General features: G+C 37.4%; 13 protein-coding genes and 1 tRNA gene. 8 read left to right on the forward strand and 6 right to left on the reverse strand.

Features of this window, described 5'->3' with window-relative positions; translation table 11 throughout:
* Positions 1–148: 148 nt before the first annotated feature.
* The 3 genes from A9G08_RS05365 to metF all read left to right on the forward strand — a co-directional run bounded on the left by A9G08_RS05365 (position 149) and on the right by metF (position 4,132).
* Complete coding sequence (locus A9G08_RS05365; protein ID WP_065562709.1) at positions 149–700, forward strand: YagU family protein; 552 nt, start codon at positions 149–151, stop codon at positions 698–700.
* A gap of 184 nt (positions 701–884) precedes the next feature.
* On the forward strand, positions 885–3,158 hold the full coding sequence (metE, locus tag A9G08_RS05370; RefSeq protein ID WP_065562710.1) for a 5-methyltetrahydropteroyltriglutamate--homocysteine S-methyltransferase: 2,274 nt from the start codon (positions 885–887) through the stop codon (positions 3,156–3,158).
* Positions 3,159–3,256: 98 nt separating this feature from the next.
* The gene (gene metF / locus A9G08_RS05375) at positions 3,257–4,132 is read left to right on the forward strand and encodes a methylenetetrahydrofolate reductase [NAD(P)H] (RefSeq protein ID WP_065562711.1); all 876 of its coding nucleotides are present in this window, start codon (positions 3,257–3,259) and stop codon (positions 4,130–4,132) included.
* A gap of 40 nt (positions 4,133–4,172) precedes the next feature.
* On the opposite strand, the gene A9G08_RS05380 is transcribed toward metF, so the two are convergent.
* Positions 4,173–4,249 (reverse strand) — tRNA-Met (locus A9G08_RS05380).
* Between the two features lie 213 nt (positions 4,250–4,462).
* Between A9G08_RS05380 and A9G08_RS05385 the strand changes: the two genes are divergently transcribed.
* Complete coding sequence (locus tag A9G08_RS05385) at positions 4,463–4,885, forward strand: GFA family protein (RefSeq protein ID WP_065562712.1); 423 nt, start codon at positions 4,463–4,465, stop codon at positions 4,883–4,885.
* 261 nt (positions 4,886–5,146) lie between these two features.
* Here the strand turns inward: A9G08_RS05385 and carB are convergent, their stop codons facing one another.
* Together carB and carA are read right to left on the reverse strand one after the other, a co-directional pair.
* Entirely contained in the window at positions 5,147–8,362 is a 3,216-nt protein-coding gene (gene carB / locus A9G08_RS05390) for a carbamoyl-phosphate synthase large subunit (RefSeq protein ID WP_065562713.1), read from the reverse strand.
* Between the two features lies 1 nt (position 8,363).
* On the reverse strand, positions 8,364–9,518 hold the full coding sequence (gene carA / locus A9G08_RS05395) for a glutamine-hydrolyzing carbamoyl-phosphate synthase small subunit (RefSeq protein WP_065562714.1): 1,155 nt from the start codon (positions 9,516–9,518) through the stop codon (positions 8,364–8,366).
* A gap of 268 nt (positions 9,519–9,786) precedes the next feature.
* On the opposite strand from carA, the gene argF reads away from it, so the two are divergent.
* Positions 9,787–10,794, forward strand: a complete 1,008-nt coding sequence (argF, locus tag A9G08_RS05400) for an ornithine carbamoyltransferase (RefSeq protein WP_065562715.1) — start codon at positions 9,787–9,789, stop codon at positions 10,792–10,794.
* Positions 10,795–10,892: 98 nt separating this feature from the next.
* Positions 10,893–11,390 (forward strand): phosphatidylglycerophosphatase A family protein, encoded by a 498-nt coding sequence (locus A9G08_RS05405; RefSeq protein ID WP_065562716.1) that lies wholly within the window; start codon positions 10,893–10,895, stop codon positions 11,388–11,390.
* A 47-nt stretch (positions 11,391–11,437) separates the two neighbouring features.
* Here the strand turns inward: A9G08_RS05405 and nadK are convergent, their stop codons facing one another.
* Positions 11,438–12,316: an NAD(+) kinase gene (gene nadK / locus A9G08_RS05410; RefSeq protein WP_065562717.1), complete on the reverse strand. Its 879-nt coding sequence runs from the start codon at positions 12,314–12,316 to the stop codon at positions 11,438–11,440.
* Positions 12,317–12,468: 152 nt separating this feature from the next.
* On the opposite strand from nadK, the gene grpE reads away from it, so the two are divergent.
* Complete coding sequence (gene grpE, locus A9G08_RS05415) at positions 12,469–13,053, forward strand: nucleotide exchange factor GrpE (protein ID WP_065562718.1); 585 nt, start codon at positions 12,469–12,471, stop codon at positions 13,051–13,053.
* A gap of 43 nt (positions 13,054–13,096) precedes the next feature.
* Here grpE and def read toward each other — a convergent pair whose 3' ends face one another.
* The gene (gene def / locus A9G08_RS05420; RefSeq protein WP_065562719.1) at positions 13,097–13,609 is read right to left on the reverse strand and encodes a peptide deformylase; all 513 of its coding nucleotides are present in this window, start codon (positions 13,607–13,609) and stop codon (positions 13,097–13,099) included.
* A gap of 163 nt (positions 13,610–13,772) precedes the next feature.
* On the opposite strand from def, the gene dprA reads away from it, so the two are divergent.
* Positions 13,773–14,873 (forward strand): DNA-processing protein DprA, encoded by a 1,101-nt coding sequence (gene dprA / locus A9G08_RS05425; protein WP_081299498.1) that lies wholly within the window; start codon positions 13,773–13,775, stop codon positions 14,871–14,873.
* Between the two features lie 92 nt (positions 14,874–14,965).
* On the opposite strand, the gene rraA is transcribed toward dprA, so the two are convergent.
* Positions 14,966–15,457: a ribonuclease E activity regulator RraA gene (rraA, locus tag A9G08_RS05430; protein WP_065562720.1), complete on the reverse strand. Its 492-nt coding sequence runs from the start codon at positions 15,455–15,457 to the stop codon at positions 14,966–14,968.
* Position 15,458: the final 1 nt, after the last annotated feature.

Below are 15,458 nucleotides of genomic sequence, written 5' to 3' on the forward strand. Positions count from 1 at the left end.
AGCTATGCTAAAAAAAGGCACTTAATAAATAATTTTTACCAATTATAACAATAACTTTTGTACTCGATTAATTCGGCTTATTGTTCTTTATTCTAAAATTTCTTACGGATATAATTTACAAACTTTTAAACTATAAAGGTATTTTTAAATGTTTGGAAATAAAATAAATCGTCAAATTATTGTTTGGACTACTCTGATTGGTGGATTCATTAGCGCACTGGTTAAATGGGGTTCTGAAGTTAATATGCCTCCTCGTGTTCCTGGGGAAATTTCACCACCTGCGGCACACATTGATGCATGGCTTGGTTGGTTAGGCATTAATTCTCATTCACTTGATTATGTTTACCAAACGGCAATCGTTTCGGGCGCAGTAACACTTTATCACTGGTTATTTAGTTTTGCCTTTGCCTTCGTTTATGTATTTATTGCCTACTTTTGGAATAATATTCGATTATGGTATGGTGCATTTTATGGCATTATCATTACCGTTATGATGCACGGTTTTTTAATTCCGCTATTAGGTTTTCGTCATCCCGCTTATGATCCGCAAGGCACCGTTGGTTGGTTATGGAACCTAAATGGTTATGAACTTTGGAGTGAAATTTTAGGGCATATCTATTGGGGCGTATCAATCGAAATCTGTATGATCGCTGTGCTTGCTCATTTTTCAAGACCAATCCGTGGCGAATGGCGCCAGTAGTTAGTTTATTAATTTTCATCTGTTTCAATCCTTCTGTTGAAAAACAGAGGGATTTTTTTATACCTTTTGATATAGTTAAAAACTATATCTTTTGATAAAAAACTAGAATTATTCAATAACATTTTTTTTTGCTATCTTTTTAACCACTAAAGAAAAGTGCTAAATGCTAAATAAGGAAAAGAAAATGAATACTGCAGTTATTGGATATCCTCGTGTTGGTAAACTTCGTGAGCTTAAATTTGCAACCGAAGCTTATTTTAAAGGTAACAAAACCCAAGCTGAATTATTAAATGAAGCAAAAGCCCTACGTGCTGAACATCTACAACAACAAGCATCACATAAAATTGCTTTAATCTCATCTAATGACTTTTCATTTTATGATGCAGTATTAGATACGGCCTGTTTACTGAATGTTATCCCGAAACGTTATCAAGATTTAGGCTTACCTGAACTCGATCGTTATTTTGCCATGGCGCGTGGTTATCAAGGTGAAAAAGGTGATGTGCGAGCGCTGGCAATGAAAAAATGGTTTAACACTAATTACCACTACTTAGTGCCAGAAATTGAAGATTCACTACAAATAAAACTAGCCAGTACCAAACCTTTTGACGAATATCAAGAAGCCAAAGCATTAGGTATTCAAACCAAACCGGTTGTGATTGGCGCATTAACCTTTTTCAAATTAGCACAGTATTTAGGTAATAAACAGCTAGTTGATTTTAAGGCCGATATTATTAGAGCCTATCAAGAAATTATTCAGAAATATACTGCACTTGGTGCGCAGTGGATACAAATTGATGAGCCAATTTTAGTGACTGATTTAACTCATGAAGATATCGCTTTATTCAATGAGCTTTATCAGTCAATTTTATCCGTTAAAGGTACAACCAAAGTGGTTTTACAAACTTACTTTGGCGATGTGCGTGATTGTTACCAACAATTAGTGGCGTTACCATTTGACGGTATCGGACTTGATTTTGTTGAAGGTAAACAATCCTTAGCATTACTTGAAAGTCATGGTTTCCCGTCTGATAAAGTGTTATTTGCTGGTGTGGTAAATGGTAAAAATATTTGGAAAAATAATTATAAAAAAACATTGGAATTAGTCGCAAAAATTAAGCAAAAAGCGGCAAACATTGTGATTAATACTTCGTGTTCGTTACTGCATGTACCTTATACATTACAAAACGAAACCAAATTAACGATTCAACAACGAGCTTATTTTGCTTTTGCTCAAGAAAAACTACAAGAGTTAGCTGAACTTGGTGAATTAGTCAAAGACTCGAATTTTGAAAATAGTCCGGCTTACAAAGCAAATCAAACCCTATTTACGCGTGAGCGTGAAGGAGCAAATCAAGCGGTACGTCAAAAAGTTTCGGCTTTAAAAGCGTCTGATTTTACTCGTCTACCGGAATTTTCAGTACGTGAAGCAGCACAGAAAAAAGCCTTTAATTTGCCATTATTACCTACAACAACGATTGGTTCATTTCCGCAAACACCTGATGTACGTTTAAACCGTGCAAAATTCAAGAAAGGTGAAATTTGTTTAAATGAATATACCGAGTTTAACAAACAAAAAATTGCAGAATGCATCAAGCTTCAAGAACAGATTGGTATTGATGTGTTAGTTCACGGCGAATTTGAACGTAATGACATGGTTGAGTATTTTGGTGAAAGCTTAAATGGTTTTGTCTTTACTGAAAAAGCATGGGTGCAATCATATGGTACTCGTTGTGTTAAGCCACCAATTGTATGGGGTGATATTTCACGCTCTAAACCAATTACCGTTGAATATTCACAATATGCACAAAGCCTAACTGACAAACCCGTTAAAGGCATGTTAACTGGCCCAGTGACGATCCTTAACTGGTCGTTCCCTCGTGAAGATATTTCACAAAAAGAGTCAGTATTCCAAATTGGTTTAGCTATCAGTGATGAGGTGTTAGATCTCGAAGCAGCCGGCATTAAAGTCATCCAAATTGATGAAGCGGCGTTAAAAGAGAAATTACCATTACGTAAAGCTGATTGGAATAGTGAATATCTGGATTGGGCTATTCCGGCATTTAGATTAGTGCACAGCAAAGTACAAGCTGATACACAAATTCATACACATATGTGTTATAGCGAATTTGCTGACATTATCAAAGATATCGATGCTATGGATGCTGATGTGATTTCATTTGAAGCATCACGTTCTAATCTACAATTGATTGATGTGCTTAAAGCCAATAATTTTAAAACTGAAGTTGGACCGGGTGTTTATGATATCCATTCACCACGTGTACCACCGGTTGCTGAAATCAAAGCAACAATTGAGAAGTTACTGGCAAAAATTGACAAGCAAAAACTTTGGATTAATCCGGATTGTGGTTTAAAAACTCGTGGTGAGAAAGAAGTTGTTGCAAGTTTAGAACATTTAGTTCAAGCAACATTAGAAGTTCGAAAAACACTTAATTAACAGCGTTAATTAATTTGCTTTACCTTAATTTCCGCCGCCGATTTTGGCGGCGGAAATGTCAGTAAGGATAATAGTAATCACACCAATGGATGATACAGATGAAAACAAATTTACTCTTTAATAAAAAAACCGTGTTCTCTTTTGAAGTTTTTCCCCCTAAAAAAACGTCACCTTTAGAGACAATCTATAGCACATTGCGTGAACTTGGTTACTTCAAACCTGATTTTATCAGTGTTACTTATGGCGCAGGTGGTAGTTTGAATGGTCAAACGACAATTGATATCGCCCACGCTGTCAAACATACTTATGGCATTGAAAGTGTTGCTCATTTGCCAGGAATTAATTTCGATAAAGCAGAAATGCAAAAAATTCTTCATGATCTTAAATGTGCCGGTATCGATAATGTGCTTGCTTTGCGAGGGGATATTAGCCCAACAGTTACACCTAAAGATGATTTTCGCTATGCCAGCGAGCTGGTTTCATTTATTAAAGAAAATGGTGATTTTAATGTGATTGGGGCCTGTTATCCTGAAGGACATCTTGAAGCATCAACGCTAAAACAAGATTTAATACATTTAAAAGAAAAGGTGAGTGCAGGAACAGATCAACTCATATCACAGCTATTTTTTGATAATGACTATTTTTATACTTTCTTAGACAAAGCCCGTGATATGGGAATTAATGTACCAATTGAAGCAGGGATTATGCCGGTAACGAACAAAAACCAAATTGAACGTATGGTATCGATGTGTGGCGTAAATCTACCGAAGAAATTCAAACAGATGATGGAGAAATACGAGCATCACCCTGATGCGTTCCGTGACGCCGGTATTGCTTATGCTATCGATCAGATTGTTGATTTAGTTTCACAAAATGTTGACGGTATCCATTTGTACACCATGAATAATAGCTATATTGCTAGAAGAATTAGTGAAGCTGTATCAACGCTACTGGCTGTACCGAAATCAGAATAGTTTATTATTAAGAATAATTTAGAATAGATTTTTGAGGAATTGGTTGCGGGGGCTGGATTTGAACCAACGACCTTCGGGTTATGAGCCCGACGAGCTACCAAGCTGCTCCACCCCGCGTCAAAGAGGTGGCTATATTATAGTAATAAAATAATAAAGCAATACCTTTTTGCTTAATCGAGCTAATTTTAAACATTTTTAAACAAATAAATACGGTTTTTTTACTAAAACGTAGGGTGTTTCTGAAACTTCTTGACAAGATTTGCTTGTTTTTTAGTTATAATGATTTAGGTTTGAGTAAAAATTATTCATTTCAATCAAAAAGGAGTATTTATGTCAACTGAGTATCATGGGACATGTTTATGTGGCAAAGTTAAGTTGGTTGTCCCTTTCAAAAACTTACATTTAAGTGCCTGTCACTGTGAAACCTGTCGGAAGTGGAGTGCCGGACCTTTTATGTCATTAATGTATAACGGAGAGCTTACCGTAGAAGGTCAAGACAATATACGTCATTATCCTTCATCACAATGGGCTGAAAGAGCATTTTGTCAGCAGTGCGGATCTCACCTTTATTATCATTTAACCGGCACACAAAATTATTATCTTGCTGCCTGGGTTTTTAATGATATTAAGAATTTGAATTTTACATCAGAGGTCTTTATTGACAAAAAACCAACTTGTTACGCTTTTGCTAATCCGACGCAGAAACTGACAGAGGCCGATATTTTAGCTATAGTTAATCAAAATTCTAAATAAATACAATTAATTAAATCGTCGACAATTTAAATAAAAATTTACTTATAATTTGGATATAGCAAATAAATAAGATGCAACATTAGTCAATGGCAAGTGATTAAGGTTTATTTAGCGTAAAGTTAATACAAGTGCAAAAAGCCTGCAAATTATCACAATTTTTAAATCAACCTTAGTACTATATTTTATATCGTACTAAGGTTCTTGTTTTGCGCAAATCTGTCAGCCGCTATGTATTTTACAGGCTTACTTTTTAGCCAATATTTATGCATAAAGTGTTTGCAATGAAACAACATATTGTGCTGGATCGCAGTCTAATGCTGCAGTTGTGGCATAAGCCGCATTCATCGTGGTATCGTAATGAACTTTATATTGAATAGCACTACGGCGTAGGATTTTCGATGCCTCAATAGCAGGCCGTCCAGATGTGGTATTGAGAATATAGCTATATTCGCCATTTTTAATATGGTCATGAATATTGGGGCGTCCTTCGTTCTCTTTTTTGACGATTTGGCAGGGTATGCCTGCTTGTTGTAATGCCTTAGCGGTGCCAAAAGTAGCATCAATACTAAAGCCATGCGCAATTAATCGTTTAGCGATCGCTAACAAGCGAGTTTTGTCTTGATCACGAACAGATAGCAAAGCTTTTCCCGATTTTTTCATATTTGATAAGCTACCAAGTTGTGCTTTGGCAAAGGCTTCGGCAAAGGTTTTACCAATTCCCATTACTTCACCGGTTGAACGCATTTCAGGCCCCAAAATTGGGTCAACGCCACTAAATTTATTAAACGGTAATACCACCTCTTTCACTGAGTAATAAGGCGGTATGACTTCTTTGGTGATATTTTGTTTAGCCAGTGATTGCCCTGTCATAACTCGTGCAGCGATTTTCGCTAATGGCAAACCGGTAGCTTTCGACACAAATGGTACGGTGCGAGCGGCTCGAGGGTTGATTTCAATCAAATAAATTTGGTTATCTTTGACGGCAAATTGTCCATTCATAAGACCTTTTACATTAAGTTCTAACGCTAATTGTTTAGCTTGCTTGCGCAGTTGATCTAAAATTTCTGGGCTTAAAGTATACGTTGGTAATGAACAAGCAGAATCACCCGAGTGAATACCCGCTTGTTCAATATGCTCCATAATGCCGCCAATTACGATTTGCTCGCCGTCGGCAATGACATCAATATCAACTTCAATAGCATCATCTAAAAAGTGATCAAGTAGTACTGGAGCATTATTCGATTCACTGACTGCGGTTTTAAAATAACGTCTTAAATCTTGCTCGTTATACACAATTTCCATTGCTCGACCACCAAGCACATAAGACGGTCTGACCACTAATGGATAGCCAATTTGTTCGGCTTTAATCACCGCATCTTCAATATCGGTAACCGTTGCATTAACTGGCTGTTTTAACTTTAACTTATCGACAATCGACTGAAAACGTTTGCGATCTTCAGCTTGATCTATCGCATCTGGCGAAGTACCAATAATCGGTAGCCCAGCGACTTCAAGTGCTCTGGCTAATTTTAATGGTGTTTGCCCGCCGTATTGTACGATTACGCCATTTGGTTTTTCGACGTGAGCAATTTCAAGCACATCTTCCAGTGTGACTGGCTCAAAGTAGAGTCGATCTGAGGTATCATAATCGGTAGATACCGTTTCCGGATTACAGTTAACCATAATTGTTTCATAACAATCTTCACGGAGCGCCAGCGCTGCATGTACACAACAGTAATCAAACTCAATACCTTGCCCAATCCGATTCGGTCCACCACCTAATATCATAATCTTCGGGTGAATGAATTGTGGTTTAGCTTCGCACTCTTGTTCATAGGTTGAGTAAAGATAAGCTGTATCGGTCGAGAACTCTGCTGCGCAGGTATCAACTCGTTTATATACAGGATGAATATCGTATTGGTTTCGTCGATCACGAACGTCTTGTTCTTCAACATTCAACAGTTTAGCAATACGTAAATCTGAAAAACCTTTACGCTTAAGTTGCCATAATGATTCTGAATTAAGGCTAGCTAATGATTGCGATTTTAGTTGGTTTTCAAGACTGATAAGTTCTTCAATTTGCACTAAAAACCAGCGATCGATATTCGTTAATGTGAAAATTTCATCTAAACTAAAGCCGGCTCGAAAAGCGTCAGCAATATACCAAATTCGTTCAGCGCCCGCTTCTTGCAGTTCATAACGTATTTTGCTGAGATTTTTTTCATCATCATAATTGTCAATTTTCGGATCAAAACCACAGGCACCGACTTCAAGCCCTCGTAGCGCTTTTTGTAATGATTCTTGAAAAGTCCGCCCAATAGCCATCACTTCACCCACTGATTTCATTTGGGTTGTTAGACGATCATTACACCCGGCAAACTTTTCGAAATTAAAGCGGGGTATTTTTGTCACCACATAGTCGATCGAAGGCTCAAATGACGCTGGCGTTTTACCTCCGGTAATATCATTAGATAGCTCATCAAGGGTATAGCCAACCGCAAGTTTGGCCGCAATTTTGGCGATTGGAAAACCGGTTGCTTTAGATGCTAATGCTGATGAGCGTGATACCCTTGGATTCATTTCAATCACAATTAAGCGTCCGGTTTTAGGATCAACCGAAAATTGTACATTCGAACCACCTGTTTCAACGCCAATTTCACGAAGTACCGCTATCGATGCGTTACGCATGATTTGATACTCTTTATCCGTTAATGTTTGAGCTGGGGCTACGGTAATGGAATCCCCGGTATGAATGCCCATAGGGTCAACATTTTCAATCGAACAGACGATGATGCAGTTATCATTTTTATCTCGTACCACCTCCATTTCGTACTCTTTCCAACCAATTAATGACTCATCAATGAGGAGTTCATTGGTGGGCGACAGATCAAGTCCTCGGGTACAAATTTCATCAAATTCTTGAGTGTTATAAGCAATCCCGCCACCGGTTCCTCCCATAGTAAAAGAAGGGCGGATAATGCAAGGAAAGCCAACTTGTTCAAGTACGGCATAAGCCTCTTTTAATGAGTGAGCAATGCCGGAACGGGCAGTATCAAGACCAATTTTTTTCATGGCTTGATCAAAACGTTTGCGATCTTCAGCTTTATCAATTGCATCAGCGGTGGCGCCGATCATCTCGACATTAAATTGTTTCAAAATGCCTCTTCTATCCAGTTCTAACGCACAATTGAGCGCTGTTTGTCCGCCCATGGTGGGCAAAATGGCATCAGGTCTTTCTTGTTCAATAATTTTACTCACCGTTGTCCAATCAATCGGCTCAATATAGGTTGCATCCGCCATTTCCGGATCGGTCATAATGGTTGCAGGGTTAGAATTGACTAAAATAACCCGATAACCTTCTTCACGCAGAGCCTTACAAGCTTGAGCGCCGGAATAATCAAATTCACAAGCTTGACCAATAACAATTGGGCCAGCGCCAATAATGAGAATGCTATTAATATCTGTTCGCTTAGGCATGTTATTGCTCCTGCTTATAAATTTTAATTAATTCGATAAAGTGATCAAATAGTGGGGCGGCATCGTGAGGCCCGGGACTCGCTTCGGGATGACCTTGAAAGCTAAAAGCGGGTTTATGGTTATGATGAATACCTTGTAGTGAGCCGTCGAACAGTGATTTATGCGTCACACGTAAGTGAGTCGGTAAACTCATTTCATCAACGGCAAAACCATGATTTTGGGCGGTAATCATGACTCGATTATTTTCAAGATCCTTAACCGGATGATTACCACCATGATGCCCAAATTTCATTTTTATGGTTTTTGCACCACAAGCCAACGCTAACAGTTGATGCCCTAAACAGATACCAAATATCGGTATGTCAGTAGCTAAAAACTGTTTAATGGCATCAATGGCATAAGTACAAGGTGCCGGATCACCTGGACCATTTGATAGGAATATACCGTCAGGATTTAATGCTAATACCTCCTGCGCAGAGGTTTTGCCCGGAACAATGGTCAATTTACAACCCCGTTCAACTAACATCCGTAAGATATTACGTTTTACGCCAAAATCATAAGCCACAACATGATAAGGCAAGGCGTTTTTTGCTACTAGGTGTTCTTGCTCTCTTGTCCATACACCTTGTGTCCACAAATAGCTTTTTGTACAGGTGACTTTTTGGGCTAAATCCAGTCCGGATAATCCTTTAAAATCGATCGCCATTTGTTTAGCGGTATCAGCTTTTTCAAGTAAAGTTTCTCTATCGTTTGCCGTGATAATCACACCATGCTGAGCCCCTTTTTCACGCAAGATTCGAGTTAAACGGCGAGTATCGATATCGGCAATGGCAATAACATTATGCTGTTTTAAATAACTCGAAAGATCGAGCTCATTGCGATAATTGCTGGCTAATAGTGGTAAATCACGAATAATCAGCCCTTTTGCATAAACTTGATTAGATTCAGCATCGGCATTGTTAGTGCCGACATTACCTATATGGGGGTAAGTTAACGTGACTAATTGCTCGCAATATGAAGGGTCGGTGAGTATTTCTTGATAACCAGTCATTGAGGTATTAAAAACAACCTCACCAACAGTTTCTCCATCAGCACCGATTGATTTACCGATAAATTGTGAACCGTCTTGTAATATAAGGAGGGCATAAGTTTGCATGGCTAAGAGACCCTTTGATTAAATAAACACTATTTATGAATAATAATTCACATAAATGCTTTTTCAGTAACTCATTAATTGGTCATTTTATTACAATTTTTTAAACAAAAAAAGCGTTATTATAAAAAATAATTAAATAATAAAATCTAATTTTTTAGACAATTCAATAACTAAAAAGGACATTTTATAAATTTAAAACGTTTAACTTGAAATTGCATAATTATTCAAATAGAATCGTAACAATACTTACCGCTATTAGGAGCTTGATATGTACGGTTTTTATCAACGTCATTTTTTACGTTTACTCGACTTTACCCCAACAGAAATTAACCAGCTGATTCAACTTGCTATTGAATTAAAAAAAGCAAAAAAACAAGGTAACGAAAAACAACATTTGGTTGGCAAAAATATTGCCTTAATTTTTGAAAAAGATTCAACCCGTACTCGTTGTGCTTTTGAAGTCGGTGCATATGATCAAGGCGCTCAAGTCACCTATCTAGGGCCAAGTGGTAGCCAAATTGGGCATAAAGAGTCGATTGCTGATACAGCTCGAGTGCTCGGACGCATGTATGACGGTATTGAGTATCGAGGTTATGGGCAAGATATTGTTGAAACTTTGGCAAAATATGCCGGTGTGCCGGTTTGGAATGGTTTAACGACTGAAGCGCATCCAACGCAAATTTTAGCAGATTTTATGACCATGAAAGAACATATCGGTGAGCGCCCACTTAATAGCGTTAAATTCGCTTATTTAGGCGATGCTCGTAATAACATGGGCAATTCATTAATGGAAGGCGCTGCCTTAATGGGTATGGAGATCCGACTAGTGGCGCCTAAAGCGTGCCAACCTGAATCAGAGCTTGTCCAAAAGTGCCAAGAGATAGCTAAAACAACAGGCGCTAAAATCGTTTTAACTGAAGATGTCGCTGAAGGTGTGAAAGGTGTTGATTTTCTTTATACCGATGTATGGGTTTCCATGGGCGAACCGAAAGAAGTGTGGGATGAGCGAGTGAAATTATTAACCCCATACCAAGTCAATCAAAATGTAGTCAAATTAACCGAGAATCCAAATGTTAAATTTATGCATTGCTTACCAGCTTTCCATGATATGAATACCACAGTAGGTCAACAAATGGCTGCCCAGTATGGTTTGAAAGATGGTTTAGAAGTGACAAATGAAGTCTTTGAATCTAAACATAGCATCGTTTTTGATGAAGCCGAAAATCGCCTGCACACGATCAAAGCAGTAATGGTTGCAACCTTAGCTAAAGACTAATAATATAGCTAAATATTATTAGTGCTGGCTAAAGTTAGCTAAGCAAATTTTTTGCCGACCTCAAGTCGGCATAATTTTATCAACCGATTATCATCAGAATGACGAAACAAGCACGCAATAAAGATTTTAAAAAATACCTAAAACTCACTAATCCAATTCATTTTTTAGCGGTCGGATTGGGTAGTGGGCTATCACCCATTATGCCAGGTACTATGGGATCATTAATGGCGATACCACTGTGGCTTTTATTTTTGGGTTTACAACCTACTTTATATTGGTTTTTTATTTTAGTGACGTTTGTGTTTGGTTGTTATATTTGCCAAAAAACGTCGGATGATACCCATACTCATGATTCGGGTCATATTGTTTGGGATGAATTTGTCGGTATGTGGATAACGCTGTATTTCATTCCTCAATTTTCAATACTATGGGTGACGATTGCTTTTGTCGCATTTAGATTGTTTGATATGGCCAAACCTTGGCCTATTCGTTGGTTTGATAAGCGTGTGCCGGGCGGTTTTGGTATTATGGTCGACGATGTTATCGCCGCCATATTCTCTTCTTTATCTGTTTATGTATTAACATTTATCATTTAAAGATAGTTTCCCTTTAAATGATAATTTTCTTAACATAATGATTAAATTCAAAACATCTTTTGTGACCAACCTAGTTTGCTTGAAAGATTATTAAAATAATCATAATCCTTAGAATGAATTAAATTAAATTCATAATCTGAGCGACGAATAATTACCTCTTGTGTTGGTTTAACAGGCAAGATAATTTGGCTATCGCAAGCAACATTAAGATCCAAAGCTGTTGTTGGAAATTTAAGATGGATAGGATTATCACTCTTAATTACTAATGGTCTGACCGCTAAAGAGTGTGGAAACATTGGTGTGATAATTAACGCATCTAAATGAGGCGCAAGGATTGGCCCACCAGCTGATAACGAGTAAGCAGTTGATCCTGTGGGCGTTGCAATAATTAAACCATCAGCTCGTTGTGAAAATGCATTGCGCTCATTGATATACACATCATAATCAATCATATGTGCAACAGTATTAGGTGTAACTACAATTTCATTTACAGCAAAACCAGAATTAATTAACCGACCATCACTGTAGATAGACACTTCCAATAAAAACCGAGGATCATCATCGTAGTCCCCTTTGATAACAGGAGTTAATTGCTCAATAACATGATCATGGGAAATATCGGTTAAAAAGCCTAAATTACCTCGATTTACTCCAATCACTTTAATTTTATAGTGCGACAATTGACGTGCCGAACGTAGCATATTACCATCACCACCGACAACAATGGCTAAGTCGGCTTGCTCACCAATCGTATCTAAAGTTGCGTATACACTACTAGGAAATTTTATATACTGCGCTAACCGATCTTCAACTAAAACTTGAATACCTAAGTTAATTAGCCAGTCATATAGAACCTGATGAGTTTCAATCGCCTCTAATTTACGTGGAATCCCAACCAAACCAACACATTTAAATGGTATACCCATAAAATATCCTTGTTTTTTTAACTTAAATATAAAGATTTTTTAGTTACCGATTAAAAAACACGATATCATCTTATCGTTAAACTTGTAATAATAAAAATTGCCCCCATAATAACTGTTATTCATTAAGTTTTCGACTAAATTTGGAGTACCGTATGACTGAACAAGAGAATAATATGTCAGAAAATGAAACAAACATTGAAGTCCCAGCTGAGCAAACTACTGAAGAACAAACGCCATCTCAACCAAGTGTTGAAGAGCAGTTAAAAGCCAAAGATACACGTATTGCTGAACTTGAACAAGCATTAGAAATTGCTAAAAAAAATGAAAGTGAAGCAATGATACGTGCTCGAGCTGAAATTGATAACGTGCGCAAACGTGTTGAACAAGATGTGGACAAAGCACGTAAATATGCTCTTGAGAAATTCTCAAATGAGCTTTTACCTGTAATTGATAATCTTGAACGCGCATTAGAATCTACAGATAAAAATAATCCAGAACACAAAGCAACTGTAGAAGGATTAGAGTTAACATTAAAATCGTTTTTAGATACGGTCAAAAAATTTGGTATTGAAGTGATAAATACGGCTGATTCACAATTAAACCCAGATCTACATCAAGCGATTAGTATGGTTGAATCACCAGAACATCAATCAGGACAGATCGTCAATACTATCCAAAAAGGCTATACACTCAATGGTCGACTTATCCGACCTGCTATGGTGATTGTAGCTAAATAATGAAAGCTTAAATAAAAAACCGCCAAATTAATGGCGGTTTAATTTATCGATTCTTTTGCTCTTCACGAGCTAGCTTTTTCATCTTTTGCTCAATACGTTGACGCTTTAATGGCGAGAGATAATCGACAAAGAGTTTACCTTTTAAGTGATCCATTTCATGCTGGATACAAATTGCCAATAGTTCATCAGCATCAATTTCATAAGGTTTACCATTACGATCTAATGCCTTGATTTTGATTTTTTCTGATCTTGGAACAAATCCACGGCAGTCAGGTATCGACAAACATCCCTCTTCAATGCCAGTTTCACCTTCTTGGCTTATCACCTCAGGATTGATAATCACATAAAGTTGGCTTCTATCTTCCGACACATCAATCACAATAATCTGCTCATGTACATCTACTTGTGTAGCTGCAAGTCCAATACCATTTTCGGCATACATGGTTTCAGTCATGTTATCGATAATGTTTTGTAGCTCTGGTGTAAAATTAGAGACAGGCTTTGCAATTTTGCGAAGTCGTTCGTCTGGGAAACGTAATACCGGTAAAATAGCCATAAATTCTTCGATCTACTCCTCAATTTTGTATTTTTTCAAATTCGCCTACATTGTAAACATTTATTATGCCTATGAATAGATTTAGTTGACTATTACTAGAATATATCTAATCAATCCTTCTAGATATGGCACAAAGCAACAATGTAGAGGAAAAAGGACTGTAATGAGTAAATATGAGTTTTTGTTACGAATTTCAATGCTTGGTCAGAAAAGAAAGGGATATTTCGAGCAAATTGCTCACTATTTTAGTGCTGGTCTACCTAATAAAATAAGAGATGTATCGCTATTATTGGAAAAAATAGGTTTATCCAAAACTCTTCAAGATCGTTTTTTTGAAACATCTTATCTTCATTTTGAGCCAATACTCGATTGGTTGGCAACACCTTACCCAACCAAACATTTGATCGCTTATTGTGATTCCGATTATCCAATGTTACTTAAGCAAATTAGTTCACCACCATTATTGTTATTTGTTATGGGTAATAGGCAATTATTACATTCACCACAAATTGCCATGGTTGGTAGCCGTGAATTTAGTGAATATGGTGCACAATGGGGAAGATATTTCGCTGGCGAATTAGCAATTAATGGTTTAACAGTCACTAGCGGATTAGCATTGGGTTTAGACGCTATTTGCCATAGAGGGGCTCTTGAGGTATCAGGAAATACTATAGCTGTTTTAGGTAGTGGATTAGCTCAAATCTCACCACGCTCAAACCTACGATTGGCAAATGATATTTTGGCACAAAATGGCGCCATCATTTCAGAATTTTATCCATTTGAAAAAGCAAGATCCGAATACTTTCCACGTCGCAATCGTATTATTAGTGGATTAAGTTTAGGAACCTTTGTGGTTGAAGCATCTGAAAAAAGTGGATCACTAATCACTGCTCGTTATGCGCTTGAACAAAATCGCGATGTATTTGCATTACCGGGTGATATCGATAATCAAAATAGTCATGGAACCCATTATTTAATCAAGCAAGGGGCTTATCTAGTCACTCACCCAACTGATATTTTAGAACACTATAGTGGCTTTTTATCAACAATAAATAGACAAAATAGTGTTGAGAATAAAGAGAGTAATACTGTTTTATATCCTGAAATTTTTGCCGTTATTCGTCATCACCCAATTCCAGTTGATACAATTGCAGCCCTGGTTAATTTACCCATTCCTGAACTCACTATTAAATTATTAGATATGGAGATAGCAGGATTAATTATCACCGTTACTGGTGGTTATATTCGTAATCGAACAAAATAGAAAATTGTATCGCAAAAAAAGTTGAGGAGCGGGGTTTTTGAGCATAAAAAACCGCTGTAAAACCACAGCGGTTTATGAAAATAATAAGTGATTTATTTATCGTCTACTTCAAGAGCGATTTCAGATAAGATAATGCCGGTATTATCAGCATAAATAAAGTCACCAGAGAAGAAAGTCACACCACCAAAATTAACACGAATATCAATTTCACCAACGCCTTGATCATCTGAGCCAACAGGAATTGCTGCGAGTGCTTGAACACCAATTTCAGCATCAGCAATATAATCAACTTGGCGCACAGCACCATAAACGATGATACCTTCCCATTGGTTTTGCAGTGCAATATCGATTAATTCCGCATCTATCAATGCTCGGCGCACAGAGCCACCACCATCAATAACCAATACTTTACCTGCCCCATTGGATTGTAATACTTCGTACAATATACCGTTATCCTCAAAACATTTCACTGTGACGACCAGGCCTGAAAACGAAGCTACACCACCAAAATTACTAAATATCGGTTCTACGACATTAACATCTTCTGGGTAGTAATCACAAAGAATTGATGTTTCAAACTCCATG

The sequence above is a fragment of the Gilliamella sp. wkB195 genome (genome assembly GCF_001690445.1).
Lineage (GTDB): Bacteria > Pseudomonadota > Gammaproteobacteria > Enterobacterales > Orbaceae > Gilliamella > Gilliamella apicola_E.